Source organism: Streptomyces sp. NBC_00483, assembly GCF_036013745.1.
Classification (GTDB): Bacteria; Actinomycetota; Actinomycetes; order Streptomycetales; family Streptomycetaceae; genus Streptomyces.
The window spans coordinates 80614-100703 of record NZ_CP107880.1 but is presented as its reverse complement, the minus strand read 5'-3'; the positions used below and the strand labels follow the sequence as shown (position 1 = coordinate 100703).

The following is a 20090-nucleotide window of genomic DNA, read 5'->3' as shown; positions in this document are numbered from 1 at the left end:
TTCAGGCGGTGATGTCCTCCAGGCTCCGGTCCCGCGTCGATGTACCGAACACGGCGACCGCCACCACCGCGATCACGATCACGGCGCACAGCAGCAGGAACACGCCGACGAACGTGAGCGAGGTGTAGGCGGCGCCGAGGACGATCGGGGCCAGGGCCGCGCCGATACGGCTGAAGACGGCGGACGCGCCGACGCCCGTGCCGCGGATCCACGTCGGGTAGACCTCGGGCGTGTACGTGTACAGGGGCGCGTAGGCGCCGTTGAGGAAGAACGCGAGCGCCACGCTGCACACGATCACGACCGCGTCGCTGTGGGTCGTCGCGGCACCGAGCGCGGCCAGGGCGCCCGCCAGCAGGAAGATGACGATGCTCCACTTGCGGTCGAGGCGCTCGGACAGGACGGCCGCCGGGTAGTAGCCGGCGACCTGGGCGACCTCGATGAGGATGGAGTAGCCGAAGCTCTCGCTGATGGAGAAGCCCCGGTCGACCAGGAGCGTCGGAAGGAAGACCAGGAAGCCGTAGTAGACGAAGCTGAAGCAGAACCAGAGCACCCAGACGAGTCCGGTCTGCCGCAGCAGCGGCGGACGCCACAGGGCCAGGAAGCGGGCGAGGCCCGTCGGTTGGTCGGTCGGCGGGGCCGAAGTCGCCGCGTGCCCTGTGGGCGCCGGCTCGGGCAACGGGGCGTCGGTGGCCTTGCGGACCTTGGCCTCCAGGCGCTCCACCTCGGCGAGGGCCTCGTCCACCCGCCCGCGCGAGACCAGATAGCGCGGTGACTCGGGCAGACTGCGCCGCCAGAACACGGCCAGGATGATCGGGAGGCCGACGACGATCTGCGCGATGCGCCAGCCGCCGTCGAAGGCCTGGATGATGAAGTAGCCGATCAGCGCGGCCAGTACATAGCCGAACGCGAAGAACCCGGCGAGCGAGCCGACGAAGTGACCGCGCCGGGACGGCGGCGAGAACTCCGCCAGGTACGGCATCACGATGTTGGCGTTGATGCCGATGGCGACGCCGCCGACGATGCGGGTGGCGACCAGCACGAAGGCGTCGGGGGAGAACGCGCCGAGGATCATCGCCGCGCTGTAGACGGTCATCGACCAGACGAGGAGATTGCGCCGGCCGGTGCGGTCGCCGATGAAGCCGACGAGCAGCGCGCCGAGCACGGCGCCGATGAGGGAGGAGCTGCCGAGCAGCCCCTGTTCCAGGCCGGAGAGCGCGAAGACACCGGCCACGATGGGCAGCAGGAACGAGACGATCCCGTTGTCCATGCCGTCGAAGGTGGTGCTCAGGCCGCCCTTGAGGAGGATGCCGCGCTGGACGCGGGTGAACGGCAGCCGGTCGAGCCGGGCCGCCACCTCGCGGGCGGCGCCGGTCAGTTGGTGGGGTGGGGTGGAGGTCTGTGGGGTCACGATGACCGCCCTTCGGGGCCACGCCGGGGGTGACGTGGTGGGGTCGGGGAGAGGGGGCTCCTTGAGGTGGTGCGGGGACGCCGGGGCATGGCGGACCACGCCCCGGCGGGTGGGGCGGTGGGTACTACAGGGGGAGGGGTCAGGCCGGCTTGAGGACCTGCCGGTAGAAGCGCAGCCAGTTGCCGCCCATGATCTTGGCGACCTCGTCCTCGTCGAACCCGGCGTGCTCCGACAGGCATTGGGCCAGGGCCGGGAAGTCGGCGGTGGACTCCATCCAGGTGATCGGCGGGGCCTTGGTCTGGGTGCCGGAGAGGGAGGCGCCGCGCTGCTCGGTGCGGGTCCAGCGGCCCTTGCGCATCCACTGGAGTTCCGGTTCGCCGCTCTTGCGGCTCAGGTCGGTGCCGATGCCGACGTGGTCGATGCCGATCAGGTCGACGGTGCGGCGCACCATGTCGCACCACTCCTCGCGGCTGCCCGCCCACGGCCCGCTGATGTTGCGGTACGTGGCGAGGCCGAGCATGCCGCCGCCGGCCGCGAGCGCCTTGAGCAGCTCGTCGCCCTTGTTGCGCGGGTGGTCGTACAGGGAGCGAGGGTTGGCGTGCGTGACGGCGACCGGCCGCTCTGAGACCCTGATGGCGTCGAGCCCGGTGCGCTCGCCGACGTGGGAGAGGTCCACGACCATGCCCAGCCGGTTCATCTCCTGGACGACCTCGCGCCCGAACCGGGACAGGCCGCTGTCCTCGGGCTCGTAGCAGGAACCGCCGATGGCGTTCTGGTTGTTGTACGTGAGCTGCATGACCCGCAGGCCCATGTCGTGGAACAGTTCCAGGAAGCGGATGCGGTCCTCGATCGGCGAGGAGTTCTGGGTGCCGAGGAGGACGGCGGTGCGACCGTCGCGGTGGGCCTGCTCGATGTCGTCGGCGGTGCGGGCGATGCGGATCAGGTCGGTGTTCTCGCGCTCCAGGTCGCGCCAGCGGCCGATCTCGTCCATCGTTTCCGTGGCGTTCTCCCAGAACGCCAACGTGGGTGTCACGCAGGCGAGTTGACCCGCGCGGAGCTCCTGGAAGACCTCGCGGTCGTAGAGGCTGCATTCGAGGCCGTCGATGTAGAGCACGCCGTCACCTTCCGTCGCTGAGTATGGGGTCCTGCGCCTGGGCCTGGGTCTGTGCCTGGCCCGCCGGCTTGGCGGCCCAGTCCTCGCCGACCTCGCCGACGATCCGGCCGCTCTCGTCGAACACCGAGCGTCCGGTGTGCTGCCGCGACAGGTCCGAGTCCGGGGTCAGGGCCTCGTTGCCGAGGTGGAACAGGCTCCACCACAGGTCGGCGGACACGTCGAGGCCGTGGTGCAGCACGTGGTCCAAGGGGGACTCCGGGGCGGGTGCCGGGTCCTGCAGCGGGGCGCAGTCCAGCACCAGGCCGCCACCGCTGACCGTGAGCGCCACACCGAACTCGGCTGCCTGCACGGGCAGTACGTCGAGCAGCTCCGGTCGCGCGACATCCGTCACGGTGATGCGGGCCTTCACGTGGCGGTGGGTCAGCGCCACGGCCAGGTCGAGGAGGTCGGGCGCGGCGACCAGCGCGTGGCGGCCGCGGGCGTCGACGGCGGTGTCGGGGCCGTCCGCGCGCCGGTGGCTCCGCAGTGCGGCGGTCGCGCGGAGAACGTCCGTGTCGTCGTGCAGCCGGCGCAGCGCGTCGAGGCCGAGGGCCTGCGCGACGACGGTCGTGTCGCGGGCGGCGGGCACCGCGCCGCGCGGCACACCGAGTGTGCGCAGCACGCGGCCGGTCACCAGACGGCACTCGCGCAGCGAGACATTGACCGTCGAAGTGGGCTTACGCGTATGGGGAGTTGAGGTCACGATCAGTCACGCTCCTCGGGGCGGCGGGGGTAGATCCAGTCGAAGGCGCGCCCCTCGGCCAGATCCGCGCGGGTCGGCGCGCCGTGGAAGAGGAGGCCGAGCACGCTGCGACCGAAGGCGTCCACGGTCTTGTCCAGGCCGTGGAACGCGGCGTTCATCAATCGCACGACGTGCACCGGGACGAAGTCCTTGGCCAGCATGTTCATGTGCGGCGAGTGGTGGTGACGGCCCGCAAGTCCCTGTGCCCGGGTCACCGTCCAGCGCTCCTCGGGATGTTCGGCGAGGAATTCGCCGACGAGCGTGTCACCAGGCACCGCGTCGAGGGCCGCGGCGAGCCGCTGGATGTCACCGGGCAGATCCAGCGCCCACTCGAAGCCGCCGGGCACCTCCTCGACAGGACCGCGGCGCGGCTCCTCGGCATCCCGCGACTTGTACCAGCGGAAGTGCCGCTGGTCAGGGTCGTCCAGGTCGTGGGCGAGGGCCCAGGCGTACTCGCGGGTGAGCAGGTCCCGCAGTTCCGTGACGGTGTCCTGCGGACGGTGGCGCAGCGTCTCGTCCGCGGGCTGATGGCGCAGCAGGGCGTCGGTGTGCTCCGGGCGCAGTTCGAGCAGGACGGCGTCGAACACCTCCACGGCCTCCTGACACACCAGGTCGTCCGGAAGCCCGCCGAGCAGATCACCGAAGACGGCGTCGGACCCGGCGCCCGCCAGCCGCTCGACGAGGACGCGCAGCCCGTCCGCCACCACGGACGAGGCCGTGAAGTCGTGGTACGTGAGCGGGTCCTGGTCGTGGAAGTCGACCGCGCGCGCCAGGAGTTCGGCGGCCCGGTCCGCCTCCGCCGAGCCCGGCACCACCGGGATCCGGCGGGCCTCGGCGACCGCCGTGCGGCGCAGGGTGAGCCAGCGGTCGAGCAGCACCGGATGGTTGTTGGCGAAGAAGACGAGGCCGAGCGCGGAGCCGTTGCCCAGACCCAGGAAGCGGCGCAGTTCCGGGTCGAGTCGCGCGGCGCGCGGGTTGCGGCAGCGGGCCAGGTGCTCGACGAGGTCCACGGAGAACTCGCGCATCAGATACGCGGCGAGCATCTGCGCGTGGTACGGCAGACGCAGCGGATGGTCGGCCTCCAGGGCCCCGTAGGAGCGGGTGCCGAAGGTGCCGTTGCCGTCCAGGCCGGTGTTGCGCATCAGATAGCCGACCGGCCACAGCTCCGCGACGCGCGGCTGGCGGCCGGCCACGAGGTGCTCGATGACATGGTCGAACAGGCGCAGGCTGCGGTTGGAGCGGCACCACACGAGACTGCCGGGCGTGGCCCGCCCCGCGTACAGCTTCGGCATCTCCTCGCGGGTTCCCCGCAGGTCCTCGTCGGTGGTCTCGCCCTCGACGAGCGCGCCCATCATGTCCCAGTCGGTGCCGATGATGCGTCCTGTACGCCCCTCGAGCTTCGGCTCGAAGGAGAACACCATGAAGTCGAAGACGGCACCGGGAGTGCGCACCCGGTACACCGCCTCGCCCCTGGCGCGCTCGTCGATGTCGAAGCGGACGAGGTCGACCGTCCACCGCTCCCGCGTCATCAGGTGCATGAGCGAGCGGCTGGCGCTGAGTCTGCTCGGGGCGAGGGTGGCGAGCCGTTCGGGGCGCATGAAGGCCGCGGCGGGTTCGGGGTGGTCCTCGGGGGGCCGGAGTTCGCTCCGGGTGGTCATGTGACTCCCTTCGGAGGGGATGACCGCGCGATGCGCGGTGGCTGGGTCAGGCCGTCCAGGACGTGTGGCCGTCGCCGAGGCCGGCGGTGAGCCGGGCCAGGTCGGTGGCGCCGTCCGCGAGCACGTCCTTGGCGGACAGCGGGTCGAAGCGGGTCGCGGGGCCGACCGCGCAGAGTGTCACGGTCGGCCGGCCGGTGCGGCCGACGAGCGGGAAGGCGATGGCGGCGAGGCCCTCGTCGGCGTACTCGGGGATCAGTGCGTAGCCCGCCTCCCGGATCTCGACGAGCTCCTCGTCGTCCGGGAGCGGGACGCCGCGTTCGCGCAGCGCCGCCAGGGTGGCGTCGTCGGCGTGGGCGATCAGCACCCGCCCCGTCGCGCCGCCCCGCAGCGACATCCGGCGGCCCAGCGCGAGCGTCACATGAGCGGCGGTACCGGGCTCCGCGCGCTTGACCACGCGGGTCGCGTCGTCGTCGAGGACCGCGAGACACACCGACTGGCCGATGCGCTCGGCGAGATCGGCGAGGACCCGGGAGACCCGCTCACCGAACCCGGCGTGCTGCAGCGCCGCGTTGCCCAAGTGGGCGGCCTTCACGGTGAGTTGGTAGGCGCCGTCGGGGAGCTGCTCCATCCAGCCGGCGGCCACGAGCGTGACCAGCTGGCGGTGCACCTCGGAGCGGGTGGCACCGACGGCTCGGGCCAGCTCCGCCACCCGCACGGGGTCGGTGGTCTCGCCCACCACGTCGAGGAGACGCAGCAGTTTGAGGGCGGAACTCATGGGCTTGGTCGTGTTGTTGGCTTCATTGGTCGTCATAAAATGTAGGACACCATCCCGTATTTCGTGACGCCAATTATGAAGACCACGGCCAGAGTCGAGTCAAGAGGCTGGCAATGGCCAAATGTTCAGGGATGGTTGGTGCGTCGTCCCACGTCAACGCATGTGTGACAAGAACGCCTTCATGAACGCGTCGGTCGACTGGCTCACGCCGCTGCACGTCGCCGCCGCGGGGCCGCCCGGGCCGTCGGGGCACGCCCGGTCGCGGGTCGCCGACCACAGGGAGATCCAGGCCATGCCCTTGGACTTGGCGAACGCGCCGAGTTCGGCGGCGTCGGAGAGCGTGAAGACCTCTTCGTCGATGTCGTTGACACCGATCATCGGGGTGAGGGCGACACGATTCCACACCGCGCGGTCCGAGCCGCCGACGATGTCCTTGAGCTGTGCGTGCGTGGCCTCGGCGGTGTCGATGGCGTACTTGCCCATCCGGCCGCGCGGGTGCGGCGCGGGGGAGGCGCCGAAGTTCATGGCCATGGCGTTGACGGAGCCGATGTCGACACCGTGCCGCTTGGCGTTGCGCAGCAGCGAGAGCCCGTCCGCGGTGATGCCACGCGGCAGCGCGGGCAGCGTGAACGACACGTCCAGGCCCGGGCGTTGGCGTTGAAGCGCGGCGACGACACGGTTGCGCCGGTCCACGCTCGCACGGTCGGTCAACGCGTCGCCCTCGATGTCGAAGTCGACCTTGGTGAGTTTGTAGTGGTCGATCACGTCCTCGTACGCGGAGGTGAGCCGTGACACCGACGTACAGGTGCGGGCGAGTTCGTTGCCGCTCTGCCCACCGAAGGAGACACGTACGTCGCCGCCCGCGGAGCGCAGTGCGCCGATCTTGGCGGCGACCGGGTTGCCGTCGAGCGTCGACCTGCCCCACTGCGGGGTGCAGTCACCCTTGGGCTTCACAAAGGCCAAGGTGTAGGTCTTCACGCCCGTGCCGCGGGCGGCCCGGGTCAGGTCGAAGGCGGGGGAGAGGGAGGTGTCGACGTACGGGGCGAACGAGACGGGCTCGGGAGGGGCACTGGAGTGTGTCGGCTTCGGCTTCGGCTTTGGTGTGTGCTTCTTCGGCGGGGAGTGGGAGGGCTTCGGTGACGGCGAGGTGCTCTTGCCGGGGCTCGGGGTGGGCGTCGAGCCGCCCGTGGCCAGCAGGACCCCGCCCACCGTGGCCGCAACCAGCACGGCGCCGCCGGCCACGAACGCACCGGTGCGGCGTCCAGCACGGGCGGCCCGCGTGCGCTCCGTGCCGTCGGAGGCGCGCGCGGACAGCCATGCGGCGGGCGAGGTGCGCGGCTTGCGCCGCTTTCCGGCGGGGCCTCGGGACGGGGGCGCCATGCGGGTCCTTCACGATCGAGTGCGGGGCACGGCGGCACATCGTAGGCGCTGTGTTCGACTTGTGCCTGCCCAGTGCGTGCCGGGCACAACTCGCCGCTTCCTAGTGTGAGTTACCCGACTCGGCATGCGCGACGTGTCGGGTCACTTGGTGCGAATCGTCCCGTCTGTGTGCGGCACCGGCATGTCGGACGTTTCGATGCGTCAAGCGGTGGGGCGCCGTTCCTGTATCGGGCGGCAATATCCGTACAGCCTCACGGAAATGAGGAGGTTGGCGACGGTGGTCGATGCGCCGCCGATTCCGCCGCACTCCGCGAGCGAGGGATGTGTCACACGGGTAGAGGAGCCCTGTGTGTCAGCTCACAATAATGCGTTATTATTTCCCGGCTACTTGGGGGCGCGTAGGCGTTCGCCAACGCCGGGGAGGGCTTGTGGTCGACCGTGAGGACGTATTGCGGGCGGCGGCCCGCGTGCTGGCCGAGCGCGGCCTGGACGCCGCCCGGCTGCGGGATGTCGCCCGCGCCGCCGGAGTGTCCATCGGCGCGCTGCAGCACCACTTCGAGACACGTGACGACCTGTTCCGTGAGGCCTTCGAGTGGTCCATCGAGCAGCTGATCGCCCGCTGGCGGGCCTCGGCGGCGGACGAACCGGATCCATGGCACCGCTTCGAGCTGCTCGTCCAAGCCCTCACCGGAGACCCGGAGTTGGAGCGCCGGTGTGCCACGTGGACGGAGTTCTGCGCGAGCGCCGCCCGCCACCCCGGGCTGCGCGACGGCGTGCGGTCCGTCCACGAGGAGTGGCTCACGCTGCTCACCGGCATCGTCGAAGACGGCGTCATCCAGGGGGACTTCGTACCCGTGCTCCCCGTGGACACGGCGATCGCCTCCGTCGCGGCGCTGGTCGACGGCTGCGACATGGCGGTGGCGGCAGGGGGTGGCATGACACCGGAACGGTATGCGGATCTGCTGCTCGGCACGGCCCGCGCGATGTTCGGCGTCCGAGCGCGATGAGTGTGTGAACAGGCCAGAAGTGCACGGTAGTTGAAGCGCGCCGCGGCGCGCCGGGACGGAGAAGACGCATGGAGCCGCAGTCGCAATCCCAGTCGCAGTTCCCGCATCTGTTCAGCCCGCTGCGGATCGGAGGCGTGCGGGTGAAGAACCGTGTCGTGTCGTCCGGGCACGACACCGTCCTGGTGCGCGACGGCAAGGTCACCGACGAGCTCGTCGCCTACCACGCGGCGCGCGCCGAGGGCGGCGTCGGCCTGATCGTCGTCCAGGTCGGCGGCGTGCACGAGAGCGCGCACTACACCTCGCACGTCCTCATGGCCGACGACGACTCGTGCGTCGAGGGCTACGCCCGCCTCGCCGAGGCCGCGCACCGGCACGGCGCCGCCGTCTTCGGCCAGATCTTCCACCCGGGCCGCGAGATCCTGGAGTCCCCCGACGGCAGCGCCCCCGTCGCCTGGGCGCCCTCGGCCGTCCCCAGCGAACGCTTCCACGTGATGCCCCGCGCGATGACCGGCGAGGAGATCACCGAGGTGATCGAGGGCTACGGAGAGGCGGCCCGGAGGCTGCGCGCCGCGGGCCTCGACGGCGTCGAAGTCGTCGCGAGCCACGGCTACTTGCCCGCCCAGTTCCTCAACCCGGAGGTCAACCACCGCACCGACGGCTACGGCGGCAGCGCGGACGCCCGGCTGCGTTTTCTGCGCGAATCCCTCGCGGCCGCACGCCGACACGCCGCCGACGACTTCGTCATCGGCCTGCGCATCTCCGGCGACGAACTCGCCCACGACGGACTCACCCCGGACCTTGTGTGCGACGTCGCCGCCCGGCTCGACGCCGAAGGTCTCGTCGACTACGTGTCCGTGTGTGCAGGGAGCTCGGCCACCCTGTCGGCGGCCCAGCACATCGCACCGCCGATGGCCCACCCGGCCGGCTACACCGCGCCGATGGCCGCCCGCGTACGAGACGTGGTGAACGTGCCGGTCATGGTCGCGGGCCGCATCAACCAACCCCAAGAAGCGGACACCATCATCGCCAAGGGTCAGGCCGACGCCTGTGCCATGACCCGCGCCCTGATCTGCGACCCCCGCATGCCGGGCAAGGCCGAGCGCGGTGACACCGAGGCGATCCGCGCCTGCATCGGCTGCAACCAGGCCTGCATCGGCCACTTCCAGTCGGGCCACCCCATCTCCTGCATCCAACACCCGGAGACCGGACGCGAGTTGCGCTTCGGCACCCTGCCGCTGATCACACGACGCAAGCGCGTCGTGGTCGTCGGAGGCGGCCCGGCAGGACTGAAGGCGGCGGCGGTCGCGGCGGGCCGCGGACACGACGTGACCCTGTACGAGGCCGGCCGACGCCCCGGCGGCCAGGTCCTGCTCGCCCAAGAGCTGCCCGGCCGGGCCGAGTTCGGGGGAGCGGCCACCAACCTGGAAGGCGAGGCACGGCGCGCCGGGGCCCGCATCGTCACCGACACCCGCGTCGACCACGCCCTGCTCGCCGACGCCGCGCCGGACGCGGTGATCCTGGCCACCGGCGCGCAGCCGCTGCGCCCAGAACTGGAGCGCCTGGACGACCCGGTCGTCCTCGACGCCTGGCAGGTCATCCAGGGCGCCCGCACGCCGCGCGGCCGCGTCCTCGTCGCGGACTGGCGCGGTGACTGGGTCGGCCTGGGCGTCGCACTCCTCCTCGCCCAGCAGGGCCTCCGCGTGACCCTGGGCGTCACGGGCTTCGCCGCGGGCGAGCACCTGCAGCAGTACGTGCGCGCGGCCATGCTGACGGCTGCGGTGCGCGCGAAGATCGAGGTACTCCCCAACGTCCGCCTCTACGGCGCCGACAACGACACGGCCTACCTCCAGCACACACTGACGGAGGAGCCCGTGATCCTCGACGACATCGCGGCCGTCGTCCTGGCCCAGGGCCACACGCCCGTCACGGACCTCATGGACCACCCCGGCGCCGTATCGATCGGCGACTGCGTGAGCCCCCGGTCGGTGGAGGAAGCGGTCCTCGAGGGACTGCGGGCGGGAGCTTCGGTGTGAGGAGGAGGGGGCGGCGCGCCGGTACGACGACGGCCGCCGGGTGACAGAGGCGGCCTCGTCATCCGGCCCACCGCTACTGTCCCCGCCCCTCGGAGGGCCCCGCCCGGTACACACTCGGCGGCACCCCGAAGCGTTCCCGGAAGGCGCGGCTGAAGTGGAAGGGGCTCGCGAAGCCCGAGGACCGTGCGACCTGGCCGATGTTCAGGCCGGTGGCGTCCAGGAGCCGCTGCGCGTGACCGAGGCGCGCGGCGCGCACGGCCTGCATCGGCGTACGGCCGGTCTGCTCGGCGTAGAGATGCGCGAACCGTGAGGGGGACAGGGCGACTTGGCGCGCCAGGGAGCGGACCGTGTGCGGGCCGCCCGGGTCCGCGGCGATGATCGCGTCGGCCTGCCCCATGCGCGGATCGTACGAGGCTGAGGCGGCCCGGCCCACGGCGGCGGTGGATGCGGTGGCCAGGAGCAGCACCTCCTCGATCGCGCCGAGCGCCAGTTCCCGGCCGGGCCCGGCGGAGGCGATCGCGATGCCCGCCGGGTCCTGGGCGGGCGGCGCCTCCCCGTCGGACCAGCGCGCGTCGGCGTGCAGCCGCCGGAAGGCCGCGTCGACCCGGCCGCGCGCCGCCTCGGGCACGCCCGCGACGCAGTACACCCCACCGTCCCGGCCGTGGTCGCGCAGCCAGGCCGGCCAGGCCGCGCGCGGCTGGAAGTGCACCCACCAGCCACCCCAGGAACGTACGGAAGGGTCGGTGCGGTAGGCATGTCGACGGTGGGCGGGCAGCACGGCGAGGTCACCGGGCCGCTGGGCGACCCAGGGGCCGCTTCCCCGTACCTGGCCACGCCCCTCGGCGGTCCACATGAGCAGCCAGTTGGCGGCGCCCGCGGCGCGGGTCACCCGGTAGTCGGCGGGCTGTGAGAACGGCGAGGCGACGAGCAGCTGCGCCGGAGGCGAAGGAGTGTCGGCAGCAGTTTCAGGCAGGTGCGCGCTGGTGCCTGTCATTCGGTGTCCGCCGCCCCGGCCGTAGTTTCGGAGCAGTCCGCTTCCGCGCGGACCGCGAGTCCGCAGCAGTCCAGCACACGGTCCGTGTGCGCTCAAGAGATGCCCGACGGCCGAGAGGAACACCCCGTGCAGACCCACGAGTTCGCCGCCCCCGACTCAGTCGCCTTCCAGGAACAGTTCCGCACCCGTGGTTACGCGATCGCCCCCGCCCTCTTCGACGCCGCCGAAACACGCGAACTCACCGACGAGTTCATGCGCGTGCAGGCCACGGGGCCCGTGCCCGGCCACTTCGAACCCAAGCCGCAGCCGGCCGACGCCGCCATCGACCCGCTCCTCGCCTACCCCCGCGTGATGCAGCCGCACCACTTCAACGACCTGGCGCGACGCCGACTGCTCGACCCGCGCCTCGCGGGCATCCTGACGGGCCTCTTCGGCGAGGAACCACTGGCCGCGCAGAGCATGTTCTACTTCAAGCCGCCCGGCGCCCGCGGCCAGGCCCTGCACCAGGACAACTTCTACCTGCGGGTCGAACCAGGTACGTGCATCGCCGCCTGGGTCGCCCTCGACCACATCGACCGGGACAACGGCGGTCTCGAAGTCGTCCCCGGTACCCACCTGATGGACCTGTTCTGCCCGGAGGAGGCGGACGCGAGCGTGTCCTTCGCGCGCGAGTACGTGCCGCCGCCCGCAGGCCTCGTCGCCGAGCCCGTCGACATGGCGCCCGGCGACGTCCTGTTCTTCAACGGCACCCTGGTTCACGGCTCCGGACCCAACCGCACGGCGGACCGCTTCCGCCGCTCGTTCATCTGCCACTACGTCGGCCGGTCCACCGAGCGCATCGCCGGCTACTACGGCCTGCGGACGATGGACGGGCAGGCGGTGGAGGCGCAGGAGAGCACCGGCGGCGGCCCGTGCGGAACCGAGTTCGCCCCGGCCCCGCACTAGCCTCCCAACGGGTCACACCGCTTCCGGCCCCGACCTTCCGTTGATCTTGTCGATGGCCTGGCGGGCCTGCTCGCCCGGGGCACGCCCGTTCGGCACGGACACCGGGAGGGCCGTGGCGCCGGTCTGGGGCGGCTTCGCATGGGAGGCGGGCGGACGGGAGCGCAGCCGGTGGCTCACCGCCTCGTCCAGCGTCACGGCCCGCTGCGCCCGCGCGGCGAGCCTGCTCGCCTCCTGCCCGATCGCGGCGACGTCCTCCCACGTCAGCCGCAACACCACGGCGAGTTCCGCCTCACCGTCCGGCAGTGCGTGCAGCGGTGGTTGGCCGGATTCCGACATCTCTACGGTCCTCCTCCACGCCTTACAGCGCGTAGCCAGCAGTGCGTCGCAGAGAGATACGAGCGCCCCGGTGGGCCCGTTCAGCCTCCGCGGGACACGGCGGCGACGGAAAGGAGGTGAGCGACGGCGAAGATCCCGATAGCGTCACCGCCTCAACGCCGCGCAGTCGAGAGGAGCTTGGTGCCATGCGTCCCTGGTTGGAGGTGCCCGTACTCAAGGGGGACCTGGTCGTGCTCGAGCCGCTGTCGGCCGCGCACACCGACGATCTGGCACGTGCGGCCGAGGAGGACCGCGGCCGCTACGACTTCACGCTCGTTCCCCGCGCGGACCAGGTCGGCTCCTACATCGAGGGGCAGTTCGCCCGTATCGAGCAGGGGCTCGTCCCATTCGCTCAGATCCGGCGCGGCGACGGACGCGCGGTGGGGTGCACGGCGTACTGGGACCCGCGATTCTGGCCAGGTCGGGAGAGAAAGCCGCGCGCCGTCGAGATCGGCTTCACCTGGCTCGGCGCGTCCGCACAGGGGACCGGAATCAACGCCGAGGCCAAGTTCCTCCTGATGGCTCACGCCTTCGAGGAGCTCGGGGTGGCACGCGTCGACCTCAAGACCGATGCCCGCAATGAGCGTTCCCGCCATGCCTTGTTGGCTCTTGGCGCCACCTTCGAGGGCGTACTGCGCAACTGGTCGATGTCATGGGCCCCGGGGGAGGAGGGGCGGCTGCGGGACTCGGCCATGTACTCCGTGGTCGCCGCGGAGTGGCCGCGGGTCAAGGCCCGGCTGGCCGAGCGCGTCGCCGGCCACGCGGAGGGACATGCGGACGGACCGTCCGCGTGAGACGCGAAAGCGGGGCGGCAGAAAGCTCCGCCGCCCCGCTCTCTCTTGCTGCCGTCAGTCCTTAGGACTGCGGACGGCTGCCGTGGTTGGCGCCGTTCTTGCGGCGGGCCTTCTTCTTACGGCGTCGCTTCGAGGACATCGATACCTCCCAGGGTGTGGTGTTTCTTGTCGTTCTCCCTGGATCTGTCCAGGCAGCGCCCGGGCTCATACCCGTGATCATGCGTGCCTAATGTGTGTTCTGGGTCACATGGGTTTGGGGCTCGGGAGGCCGGAACGGACGAGCCTCGATGTGCTCGCGGACGAGCCCGGCGAAGGCCTGCGCCGCCGCGCTCCGGTAGCCGTCCGCGCGGCTGAGGAGGGCGGCCGTACGCGTGGGCAGGGGAGGGTCGACCGGGAGCGGGGTCAGGTGCGGATGGCCGTGGGTGACCGGGTCGGGGAGGACGGTGGCCAGGCCGGTGCGCTGCACGATGTCGATCAGCGTTTGCAGGGAATTGGCCTCGACCGCGATCAGGGGCCGTACCTGGTGCTCGGCGAAGTACGCGTCGATCCGGCCGCGGGTGGCGAAGTCCCGGCTGAGCAGCGCGAGATGCAGCCGGTCCAGGTCCGCGGCGGCCCACGGTCCGGCCGCCGCGCGGGCCGAGTCGGCCCCGTCGCCCGTGACCAGGCTGAGGTTCTCCGTGAACAGCGGCTCCACCGCGATCCCGGGCAACTGGCCGCCCCGAAAGGCGATACCCAGGTCGCACGCGTCCGCGAGCAGCTCGGCCTCCAGCAGGTCCTGCGTCAGCTCCCGCACGGCGACCGTGATCCCCGGATGCCTCTCCCGCAGCGCGGCGATGAGCGGGCCGACCAGATACGAGGTGAACGTCGGCGTCACCCCCAGGCGCAGATGCCCGCGCGACAGATCCCGTACGTCGTGCAGCGCACGCTCCCCGGCGGCCAGATCCCGCAGCGCGCGCCGCGCGTGGCCCAGATACGCGCGCCCCGCGTCGGTCGGCCGCACCGTGCGCCCGCTGCGATCGAGGAGCTGCACGCCCAGATTCCGCTCCAGCTGTCTGACCTGCTGGGACAGGGTCGGCTGGGAGATCCGCAGTGCCTCGGCGGCGCGGGTGAACCCCGCGTGCTCGACCACGGCCATGAAGTAGCGCACCTGACGCAGCTCGACGGACATACTCCCAGCGTAGAAGCAGGTATAGAGAACACCAATACAACCCATGCCCATCGAGTCTTTGACGCTATAGGTCCAGCCGATGCACCGTGAACCCATCGGCCCGCTCCTCCGGAAGCCCTCCGGAAGCCCTCCGGAAGCCCTCCGGAAGCCCTCCGGAAGCCCTCCGGAAGCCCTCCGGAAGTCCTCCGGAAGTCCTCCGGGAGTCTTCGGGGAGCGAGACCGGTTCGGAACAGCAAGAGAAGGAGCTCTCCATGGACGTCAAGGACTTCGCCCAGCGCACCATCGACATCGCCCGCGCCAATGTCGCCGACGGAGGACGCCCCTTCGCCACGGTCATCGTCCAGGGCGGCGAGATCATCGCGGAGAGCCCCAACCAGGTCGCGCAGACCAACGACCCCACCGCGCACGCCGAGATCCTCGCCATCCGCGAGGCCTGCACCAAGCTGGGCACCGAGCACCTCACCGACGCCACGATCTACGTCCTCGCCCACCCGTGCCCGATGTGCCTGGCCGCGCTCTACTACTGCAGCCCCGCCGAGGTCGTCTTCGTCACGACCCGCGAGGAGTACGCCCCGCACTACGTGGACGACCGCAAGTACTTCGAACTCGACACGTTTTACGGCGAGTTCGCCAAGAACTGGGACGAGCGCCGGCTGCCGATGACCTACGAGCCGCACGCCGACGCCGTCGACGTCTACCGCGAGTGGCAGCGGCGCAACGGCGGCGAGCGCCGCGTCCCCGGCGCCCCCACCGGCGCCTGAAGCCCTGAAGGGGCGCGCCCGCCGCCCACTTCCCGACGGAACAGCGCCCGCTCCCGACCGAACACCACGGACCACCACACTCGATGACACAGGACTGCGCCCCGGTCACGATGACCGGAGCCTCGTCACCGCCCGCCCCACCACGCCGTTGGTGGGGCCTGGCGGTGCTCGGGCTCGCCCAGCTGATGATCCTGCTGGACGCGACCATCGTGAACGTCGCGCTGCCCTCCATGCAGCGCGACCTCGCCATGAGCGACGCGGCCCGTCCCTGGGCCATCACCTCGTACACCCTCGCCTTCGGCGGACTGCTCCTGCTGGCGGGCCGGATCGCCGACCTCGTCGGACGCAAGCGGGTCTTCCTGACCGGCCTGGCCGGCTTCGCCGTCGCCTCCGCGGCCGGCGGCGCGGCCCCGGGGTCCGGGACGCTGTTCGCGGCGCGCGCCCTGCAGGGAGTGTTCGCCGCGCTGCTGGCCGCGAGCGCCCTCGCCCTGATCACGACGACCTTCCCGGACCTGCGCGAACGCCGCCGCGCCATCGCGATCTTCGGCGCGCTCGGCGGCGCGGGCGGCGCCCTCGGTGTCACCCTCGGCGGCGTGCTGACCGAGACCGCGGGCTGGCGCTGGTGCCTCTACGTCAATGTCCTCTTCGCCGGGGCGGCCCTCGCCTGCAGTGCGCTCATGCCACCCGACACGGCGCCGCGCACCCGCGGTCGCCTTGATGTGCCCGGGGCGCTGCTCGCCTGCGGCGGACTGACCCTGCTCGTCTACGGGTTCAGCGCGGCGGAGCACAGCGGCTGGACCGGCCGCCCCGTGGTGACGGCGCTGTCGGCGGGCGTGGTGCTGCTCCTGCTCTTCGCCGCCTGGCTGCGCAGGGCCCGCACCCCGCTGCTGCCGCCGCGCCTGCTGCGCGATCCGGCCCGGGTGGCGGCCCTCGTGGCGGGGGCCTGCCTGATGGCGGCGCAACTGTCCCTCTCGCTCTTCCTCACCTTCCACCTGCAGACCGTCCTCGGCTGGTCGGCGGCCCGCACCGGCCTCGGCTTCCTGCCGCTGAGCCTGATCACCACGCTGACCGCGACACAGCTCGGCACCCGGCTGCTGCCCCGGCTCGGCGCGCGCGTGATGATGGTGAGCGGCCTGTGCGTCGCCGCGTCGGGCCTGTGGTGGCTCAGCCGCCTGACGGTGAACGCGGACTACGCGACCGGCATCCTGCCCGGACTCGCCCTGTTCGGCATCGGCATGGGCGCCACCTTCCTGGCCCTGATGACCACGGCCACGTCCCACCTCCCGCCCGAGGACTCCGGCATCGCCTCGGCCGCCCTCAACTCGGCCCAACAAGTCGGCGGCTCGATCGGCTCCGCCGTCTTCAACACGGTGGCCGCGGGTGCGGCCGCCGCCTTCGCGGCCCCGCACCGCACCGCGCTGCTGCACGGTTTCACCACGGCGGTGCGCTGGCCGCTGGCCGGCCTGCTCCTGACCGCGCTCGGCACGGCGGTGCTCGCCCGCCCACGGCGCACCGAATAACACCGCAGGCAGGGGGAGACGTGGTACCGCTCGCGCGGGCCGTTGACATGCGACCGGGCCGGTCCGCGGGCACAGTGGGGGAAAATCTCCTGGAACGGGGCGAACGATGTTCCGCAGCGAGTCCCTCGAGGACGGTCAGGAACTGCTGACCAAGCTCGGTGCGCTCACCGCCCGGGCGCGGGAGCTGGCGCAGTTGCAGCGCTCGCGGGTCGAACTGGCGGTGGCGCTGCAGCGGGGCATGCTGCCCCGTGACCTGCCCCACCCCGAGGGCGTCCGCCTCGCCGTGGGCTACATGCCCGCCAACCACGGACTCAACGTCGGCGGCGACTGGTACGACGCCTTCACCATGGCCGACGGCTGCATCGGCCTGTCCATCGGCGACGTTCAGGGGCACAACATCCAGGCGGCCGCGTACATGGGGCAGGTCCGTGTTGTGCTGCGTGCGCTGGCCTCCGTCACCGGAGACCCGGGGGAGTTGCTCGGCCGCACGAACGACCTCCTGGTCTCCCTGGACACCGACCTGTTCGCCACCTGCACGTTCCTGCGGCTCGACCCGGCCAGCGGCACCCTGGAGTGCGCGCGGGCCGGTCACATCCCGCACATCTGGGCCACCGCCGACGGCAGATCCGGCATCGACGAGGAGGAGGGCGGGCCACCGCTCGGTGTCCTGGAGGGCGCCTCCTTCCCCGTCGCGTGCCACCGGCTGAGCACAGGTGGTGTCTTCGTCCTGCCCACCGACGGCGTGGTCGAGGGCCCATCCCTCGACCTCGACGACGGTCTCGAACAGGTGCGGCGGCTCGCCGAGGTCACCGCCGCGGCCGGCCTCGGCGTCGACACACTCGCCGGCGGCGTGATGAAGCTGGCGGATTCGGTGGGCCACGAGGACGACGCCGCCGTCCTCGTCGTCGGCCACGACGTCGGCACCGCGGGGCGGCGCCCGCCGACCGCCTGAAGGGTGCGCGCCCGCACACGAGCGGGGGGTCTCGCGTGGCCGAGGAGACCCGCTCGGTGTCTGATGGCTGCTGTGGTGGTTTCTCGGCGGTTCCGGCCGGTCATGGAGATGGCCCTGAAGGCACTTGCCGTGGCTGCCTGCTATTACGCGGCAGGGCGCCTCGGCCTGCTGGGCCGGGTCGGCGTCGAGGGCGTGGTGGTCACCCCCATCTGGCCGCCGACCGGGGTCGCCGTCGCCTCCTTACTGGTGTTCGGCGTGTGGGTGTGGCCCGGTATCGCGCTCGGCTCCTTCCTCGTGATCACCTCTCTCACCACCCCGGACCTCACCTCGATCGTCACGGTCGCGGGCAACACCGCGGCGCCGATCTGCGCCTTTCTGCTGCTTCGAGGGGTCGGTTTCCGGCCCGATGTGTCACGGCTGCGCGACGGGACCAGCCTGGTCTTCCTCGGCGGGCTCGGCGCCATGCTGATCAGCGCGACGGCCGGCGCCGCGCCACAGGTGTGGACGGGGTCGCTGGCCCCGGAGGACTTCCTGCCCGTGTGGCTGGCCTGGTGGGTGGGCGACGCCATGGGTGTGCTGCTGGTGACCCCGCTGCTGCTCGTGCTGTGCCGGGGCACACTCCTGCCGAGCCGGCAGCGGATCGGGCGCATGCCCGTAGGGCGCTGGGTGGAGGCCGGGTGTCTGGTGGCCGTGGCCCTGCTGCTCGTGCCGTTCGCCGTGTTCAGCTCGCCGAGCATGCTCTTCCTGATCTTTCCGCTGCTGATCTGGGCGGCTCTCCGGTTCGAGCTGGCCGGAAGCATGCTCTGTGCGCTGTTCGCGTCCGTGCTCACCACGTACGCGGCGCACCAGGACCGGGGCACGTTCTTCGACCTGTCCAACATCGAGGTCATGACCAAGCTCCAGGCCTTCAACGGAGCCGCCGCTCTGACGGCGCTCCTGCTGTCCGCGCTCGTCACGGAACAGCGCGCCACCCGGCACTCGGTGCAGAACGCCTGCAACGAACTCGCCGAACTGCTGGAACACCTCGCCGCGGGGGAGGACCCGACGGAGTCCTCGGGCAGACGCCCGCCCGATGCCCCCGACGGATGAGCCCTGCTCAGGGACGCCGGGCGGTGAGCAGCTCGAAGGGCGGATTGGCCTCGTAGGCGTCCCAGAAACCGGCCGGGAACGCGGCGCGGCCCTCGTCCGAGACGGCCAGCGGCGACCAGGCGACGTCGGTGAAACCGGCCCGGGTCAGGGCCTCGGCGTAGACCTCGCGGCGCGGGAGATTGGCGACGAAGGAGACGGGCTCGGGCTCCAGGAACGCGGTGACACGCACCCGCGGGCCCACCTCCACGCGGCTGCCCTCCAACTCGCAGTGGAAGCCGTACGGCCGCGGGCTCGGCCCGTCGAAGTCGTAGTCGGGGCTCTGGTTCAGGGCGTACAAGGTGCCGCCGGGGCGGACGGCGGCGTGGATGGTGCGGCACATGGCCGTCATCGCGTCGACCGTCTCGGAATAGTTGAGCAGGTTGACGGCGGTGGCGATGTCGTAGCCCGGCGGGCGACGTCGACCATCTCGCCCGAGACGTCGATGCCCCACACGTCGGTGGCGCCGCGCCGCTTGAACAGGCGGCTGTAGAAACCGGTGCCGCACGCGAGGTCGACGACGGACCTGCAAGATCGTGGCGCCGGCTCGGGTGCGTGCACAAGGCCCGCGCGCCGGGTCCCGGCTGTCAGGCGAGCCGTTCCGACGCCCGGCTGCAGTCAGCGCATCGACCCCACCAGGTGACCTCGGCCTCGTCAACGGTGAAGCCGCTGTCCCGGACCGGGTCGAGGCAGGGGGCCGCGCCGACGGCACAGTCCACGTCCTCGATCCGGCCGCAGGAGCGGCAGACCAGATGATGGTGGTTGTCGCCCACGCGCAGTTCGAACCGGGCGGGGGAGCCCGCCGGCTCGATGCAGCGCACGAGGTGGACCCGGGTGAGGTCCTCCAGGATGTTGTAGAGCCCCTGACGCGACAGGACCGCGGCGGATCCCTCCGGCCCGGACGGCCCGATCCGCTCCTCCAGGTCGGCCGCGGACGCGTGCGGCAGGCCCTGGAGCGCGGCCAGCACGGCGCGCCGCTGCGCCGTGCTGCGCAGACCCCTGCGCCTGAGGAGCTCGCTCGCGTCCTGGCCCGTCATTACGCGGCCTCTGCGGCCAGGCAGGTGCGGCAGACGACGCGCCGCCCGGCGAGGCGGCTGGTCGAGCGGCTCATGCCGTTGGCCCGCTGGACGTGCGTGGCGAGCACGCGCGAGTGGTCGTGGCAGGTGGCCAGGCCGCAGCGGGTGCAGATGCCGATGCCGGTCGAGTCGGGACGGTTTTCCTGCATGCAGTCGTAGCAAGCCATGTGGGGGCCTCCGTGGTGATTTGTTACCGGAGGTGGCAGGCGTCACTGGCTGCGCTG

At 71.7% G+C, this 20090-nt stretch carries 22 protein-coding genes; 8 read left to right on the top strand and 14 right to left on the bottom strand.

What is annotated here, in order from left to right; translation table 11 throughout:
* Position 1 precedes the first annotated feature (1 nt).
* The 6 genes from OHA73_RS00490 to OHA73_RS00465 form a co-directional block, all read right to left on the bottom strand.
* Positions 2–1408: an MFS transporter gene (locus tag OHA73_RS00490; protein WP_327653764.1), complete on the bottom strand. Its 1407-nt coding sequence runs from the start codon at positions 1406–1408 to the stop codon at positions 2–4.
* A 139-nt stretch (positions 1409–1547) separates the two neighbouring features.
* On the bottom strand, positions 1548–2522 hold the full coding sequence (locus OHA73_RS00485) for a dipeptidase (protein WP_327653763.1): 975 nt from the start codon (positions 2520–2522) through the stop codon (positions 1548–1550).
* 4 nt (positions 2523–2526) lie between these two features.
* Positions 2527–3264: a hypothetical protein gene (locus OHA73_RS00480; RefSeq protein ID WP_327653762.1), complete on the bottom strand. Its 738-nt coding sequence runs from the start codon at positions 3262–3264 to the stop codon at positions 2527–2529.
* A 2-nt stretch (positions 3265–3266) separates the two neighbouring features.
* On the bottom strand, positions 3267–4961 hold the full coding sequence (locus tag OHA73_RS00475; RefSeq protein WP_327653761.1) for a hypothetical protein: 1695 nt from the start codon (positions 4959–4961) through the stop codon (positions 3267–3269).
* A 46-nt stretch (positions 4962–5007) separates the two neighbouring features.
* Positions 5008–5772 carry an IclR family transcriptional regulator gene (locus tag OHA73_RS00470; RefSeq protein ID WP_327653760.1) on the bottom strand — a complete coding sequence of 255 codons (765 nt, stop codon included), beginning with the start codon at positions 5770–5772 and terminating at the stop codon, positions 5008–5010.
* A 117-nt stretch (positions 5773–5889) separates the two neighbouring features.
* Positions 5890–7116 (bottom strand): chitinase, encoded by a 1227-nt coding sequence (locus OHA73_RS00465; protein WP_327653759.1) that lies wholly within the window; start codon positions 7114–7116, stop codon positions 5890–5892.
* 428 nt (positions 7117–7544) lie between these two features.
* Between OHA73_RS00465 and OHA73_RS00460 the strand changes: the two genes are divergently transcribed.
* Entirely contained in the window at positions 7545–8123 is a 579-nt protein-coding gene (locus OHA73_RS00460; RefSeq protein WP_327653758.1) for a TetR/AcrR family transcriptional regulator, read from the top strand.
* A gap of 68 nt (positions 8124–8191) precedes the next feature.
* Complete coding sequence (locus OHA73_RS00455) at positions 8192–10156, top strand: oxidoreductase (RefSeq protein WP_327653757.1); 1965 nt, start codon at positions 8192–8194, stop codon at positions 10154–10156.
* Positions 10157–10229: 73 nt separating this feature from the next.
* Here OHA73_RS00455 and OHA73_RS00450 read toward each other — a convergent pair whose 3' ends face one another.
* Positions 10230–11150, bottom strand: coding sequence for a helix-turn-helix domain-containing protein (locus OHA73_RS00450; protein WP_327653756.1), 921 nt, complete (start codon positions 11148–11150; stop codon positions 10230–10232).
* A gap of 126 nt (positions 11151–11276) precedes the next feature.
* Between OHA73_RS00450 and OHA73_RS00445 the strand changes: the two genes are divergently transcribed.
* Positions 11277–12095, top strand: a complete 819-nt coding sequence (locus tag OHA73_RS00445) for a phytanoyl-CoA dioxygenase family protein (RefSeq protein WP_327653755.1) — start codon at positions 11277–11279, stop codon at positions 12093–12095.
* Positions 12096–12107: 12 nt separating this feature from the next.
* Here OHA73_RS00445 and OHA73_RS00440 read toward each other — a convergent pair whose 3' ends face one another.
* The gene (locus OHA73_RS00440; RefSeq protein WP_327653754.1) at positions 12108–12431 is read right to left on the bottom strand and encodes a hypothetical protein; all 324 of its coding nucleotides are present in this window, start codon (positions 12429–12431) and stop codon (positions 12108–12110) included.
* A gap of 185 nt (positions 12432–12616) precedes the next feature.
* On the opposite strand from OHA73_RS00440, the gene OHA73_RS00435 reads away from it, so the two are divergent.
* On the top strand, positions 12617–13264 hold the full coding sequence (locus OHA73_RS00435) for a GNAT family N-acetyltransferase (protein ID WP_327653753.1): 648 nt from the start codon (positions 12617–12619) through the stop codon (positions 13262–13264).
* 61 nt (positions 13265–13325) lie between these two features.
* Here the strand turns inward: OHA73_RS00435 and OHA73_RS45715 are convergent, their stop codons facing one another.
* Together OHA73_RS45715 and cynR are read right to left on the bottom strand one after the other, a co-directional pair.
* The gene (locus OHA73_RS45715; protein ID WP_370443954.1) at positions 13326–13403 is read right to left on the bottom strand and encodes a 50S ribosomal protein bL37; all 78 of its coding nucleotides are present in this window, start codon (positions 13401–13403) and stop codon (positions 13326–13328) included.
* Between the two features lie 87 nt (positions 13404–13490).
* Positions 13491–14432, bottom strand: a complete 942-nt coding sequence (gene cynR / locus OHA73_RS00430; RefSeq protein ID WP_327653752.1) for a transcriptional regulator CynR — start codon at positions 14430–14432, stop codon at positions 13491–13493.
* 251 nt (positions 14433–14683) lie between these two features.
* On the opposite strand from cynR, the gene OHA73_RS00425 reads away from it, so the two are divergent.
* From OHA73_RS00425 to OHA73_RS00410, 4 genes are all read left to right on the top strand, one after another.
* On the top strand, positions 14684–15193 hold the full coding sequence (locus tag OHA73_RS00425) for a nucleoside deaminase (protein ID WP_266718477.1): 510 nt from the start codon (positions 14684–14686) through the stop codon (positions 15191–15193).
* Positions 15194–15276: 83 nt separating this feature from the next.
* Positions 15277–16713, top strand: coding sequence for an MFS transporter (locus tag OHA73_RS00420; RefSeq protein WP_327653751.1), 1437 nt, complete (start codon positions 15277–15279; stop codon positions 16711–16713).
* Between the two features lie 106 nt (positions 16714–16819).
* Positions 16820–17665: a PP2C family protein-serine/threonine phosphatase gene (locus OHA73_RS00415; RefSeq protein ID WP_267072622.1), complete on the top strand. Its 846-nt coding sequence runs from the start codon at positions 16820–16822 to the stop codon at positions 17663–17665.
* Positions 17666–17767: 102 nt separating this feature from the next.
* Positions 17768–18754 (top strand): MASE1 domain-containing protein, encoded by a 987-nt coding sequence (locus OHA73_RS00410; protein ID WP_327653750.1) that lies wholly within the window; start codon positions 17768–17770, stop codon positions 18752–18754.
* Positions 18755–18761: 7 nt separating this feature from the next.
* Here OHA73_RS00410 and OHA73_RS00405 read toward each other — a convergent pair whose 3' ends face one another.
* From OHA73_RS00405 to OHA73_RS00395, 4 genes are read right to left on the bottom strand one after another with little or no spacing between them, the layout of a single operon-like run.
* The gene (locus tag OHA73_RS00405; protein WP_327653749.1) at positions 18762–19244 is read right to left on the bottom strand and encodes a hypothetical protein; all 483 of its coding nucleotides are present in this window, start codon (positions 19242–19244) and stop codon (positions 18762–18764) included.
* Positions 19139–19351: a class I SAM-dependent methyltransferase gene (locus OHA73_RS45710; protein ID WP_443063014.1), complete on the bottom strand. Its 213-nt coding sequence runs from the start codon at positions 19349–19351 to the stop codon at positions 19139–19141. Before OHA73_RS45710 ends, OHA73_RS00405 begins: the two co-directional genes overlap by 106 nt.
* 26 nt (positions 19352–19377) lie before the next feature.
* A complete protein-coding gene (locus OHA73_RS00400) occupies positions 19378–19827 on the bottom strand; it encodes a Fur family transcriptional regulator (protein WP_327653748.1) in 450 nt (149 codons plus the stop codon).
* Positions 19827–20033: a DUF2180 family protein gene (locus OHA73_RS00395; protein WP_266718485.1), complete on the bottom strand. Its 207-nt coding sequence runs from the start codon at positions 20031–20033 to the stop codon at positions 19827–19829. The genes OHA73_RS00400 and OHA73_RS00395 overlap by 1 nt, the downstream gene beginning before the upstream one ends.
* Between the last annotated feature and the right edge of the window lie 57 nt (positions 20034–20090).

Coding starts and splice junctions, on each gene's coding strand:
- OHA73_RS00475 (WP_327653761.1), bottom strand. CDS start 4,961: ATGACCACCCGGAGCGAACTCCGGCCCCCCGAGGACCACCCCGAACCC.
- OHA73_RS00470 (WP_327653760.1), bottom strand. CDS start 5,772: ATGACGACCAATGAAGCCAACAACACGACCAAGCCCATGAGTTCCGCC.
- OHA73_RS00465 (WP_327653759.1), bottom strand. CDS start 7,116: ATGGCGCCCCCGTCCCGAGGCCCCGCCGGAAAGCGGCGCAAGCCGCGC.
- OHA73_RS00455 (WP_327653757.1), top strand. CDS start 8,192: ATGGAGCCGCAGTCGCAATCCCAGTCGCAGTTCCCGCATCTGTTCAGC.
- OHA73_RS00450 (WP_327653756.1), bottom strand. CDS start 11,150: ATGACAGGCACCAGCGCGCACCTGCCTGAAACTGCTGCCGACACTCCT.
- OHA73_RS00440 (WP_327653754.1), bottom strand. CDS start 12,431: ATGTCGGAATCCGGCCAACCACCGCTGCACGCACTGCCGGACGGTGAG.
- OHA73_RS00435 (WP_327653753.1), top strand. CDS start 12,617: ATGCGTCCCTGGTTGGAGGTGCCCGTACTCAAGGGGGACCTGGTCGTG.
- OHA73_RS45715 (WP_370443954.1), bottom strand. CDS start 13,403: ATGTCCTCGAAGCGACGCCGTAAGAAGAAGGCCCGCCGCAAGAACGGC.
- cynR (WP_327653752.1), bottom strand. CDS start 14,432: ATGTCCGTCGAGCTGCGTCAGGTGCGCTACTTCATGGCCGTGGTCGAG.
- OHA73_RS00425 (WP_266718477.1), top strand. CDS start 14,684: ATGGACGTCAAGGACTTCGCCCAGCGCACCATCGACATCGCCCGCGCC.
- OHA73_RS00420 (WP_327653751.1), top strand. CDS start 15,277: ATGACACAGGACTGCGCCCCGGTCACGATGACCGGAGCCTCGTCACCG.
- OHA73_RS00415 (WP_267072622.1), top strand. CDS start 16,820: ATGTTCCGCAGCGAGTCCCTCGAGGACGGTCAGGAACTGCTGACCAAG.
- OHA73_RS00410 (WP_327653750.1), top strand. CDS start 17,768: ATGGAGATGGCCCTGAAGGCACTTGCCGTGGCTGCCTGCTATTACGCG.
- OHA73_RS00400 (WP_327653748.1), bottom strand. CDS start 19,827: ATGACGGGCCAGGACGCGAGCGAGCTCCTCAGGCGCAGGGGTCTGCGC.
- OHA73_RS00395 (WP_266718485.1), bottom strand. CDS start 20,033: ATGGCTTGCTACGACTGCATGCAGGAAAACCGTCCCGACTCGACCGGC.